Origin of the sequence: Pseudomonas sp. CHM02, from assembly GCF_000612585.1 — a bacterium.
Taxonomy (GTDB): Bacteria; Pseudomonadota; Gammaproteobacteria; order Pseudomonadales; family Pseudomonadaceae; genus Aquipseudomonas.
The window spans coordinates 1-1,252 of sequence record NZ_JFCA01000106.1 but is presented as its reverse complement, the minus strand read 5'-3'; the positions used below and the strand labels follow the sequence as shown (position 1 = coordinate 1,252).

The window sequence follows — 1,252 nt, the reverse complement described above, 5'->3', positions numbered from 1 at the left end:
TTGAACTGGCCTAATGCTCCCGGACACCTCTTAAGGGCGATATGATTCGCCCAATCAGGAGGTTCCATGCAAGAGCGAAAGACCTACACCCGCGAGTTCAAGCAACGTGCTGCAAGCATGGTTCTTGATGATAGCTGCTCAGTTCCTGACGTCTGTGCATCGATGGACGTTGGGCCTACGGCGCTGCGCCGTTGGATTGATCAGGTTCGCAAAGAACGTCAGAAAGGGCAGCCAGTGGCAGGTACTAAGGCAATCAGCGATGAACAGCGAGAGCTTCAACAACTGCGAGCCAAGGTCAAGCGCCTGGAGATCGAGGCTGAAATCTTAAAAAAAGCTACGGCTCTCTTGATGTCGGATCCCGATCGTTTTTCCTGATCGAAGAGCTGAGAGAGTCGAGCTCATATCCGACCCGCCTTCTTTGTAGTGCGCTGAGCGTTTCCCGCAGCGCGTTTTATGACTGGCTTAAGCGTCGCTCAGCGCCGAATACCAAGCGTGATGCGCTTAGAGCAAAAGTCGTGCAACTGCATGACGAAAGCCGGGGAAGTGCAGGTGCGCGGATGATCTCTCAGCACTTGAAGGCCCAGCAGATCAAGGTGGGACGGCATCTGGCCGGAAAACTCATGGCAGAGGCAAATCTGGCCAGCAGACAGCGCCGCCGCCATCAGTATCGCTCTAGAGGCGTCGAAGCATTTGTGGCCAAGAACCTGCTCGAGCGTAACTTCGAGTCAACCGCAATCAATCAGGTCTGGTGCGGCGACGTTACCAGTCTGATGGTTGGTAAACGCTGGTATCACTTGGCAGCGGTCATTGATCTGTTCGCCCGCCGAATCGTTGGCTGGGCGTTCTCTCTGATCAATGACGCCAACCTGGTTAGCAGGGCGCTGAGAATGGCGGTGGAGGTTCGAGGTAAACATGCAGGCTTGATGTTTCATTCGGATCAAGGCTGCCAATACACCAGCCAGCTCTTTCAGTCCGCGCTGCTGGAGCATGGGATAACGCAAAGCATGAGCCGCAGAGGGCAGTGCTGGGACAACGCGCCAACAGAGCGTTTCTTCGGGACACTCAAATCAGAGTGGGTGCCCAATAAGGGCTACACGACAGTTGAAGAAGCCAGGCAGGATATGACTAGCTTCTTCATGCGATACAACCGAATCAGGCTCCACAGCTACAACAACTACCTGTCGCCAATAGCCATGGAGCAAAAAGCGGCATAAACACCGTAATCGGTGTCCGGGATGACTTGACCAGTTCA

General features: G+C 54.4%; 2 protein-coding genes. Both read left to right on the top strand.

Features of this window, described 5'->3' with window-relative positions; genetic code table 11:
* The first annotated feature begins 66 nt into the window (after window positions 1–66).
* Window positions 67–375: a transposase gene (locus tag BM70_RS33800; RefSeq protein WP_025854457.1), complete on the top strand. Its 309-nt coding sequence runs from the start codon at window positions 67–69 to the stop codon at window positions 373–375.
* On the top strand, window positions 372–1,214 hold the full coding sequence (locus BM70_RS31775; protein WP_043274448.1) for an IS3 family transposase: 843 nt from the start codon (window positions 372–374) through the stop codon (window positions 1,212–1,214). The genes BM70_RS33800 and BM70_RS31775 overlap by 4 nt, the downstream gene beginning before the upstream one ends.
* The last annotated feature ends 38 nt before the right edge of the window (window positions 1,215–1,252 follow it).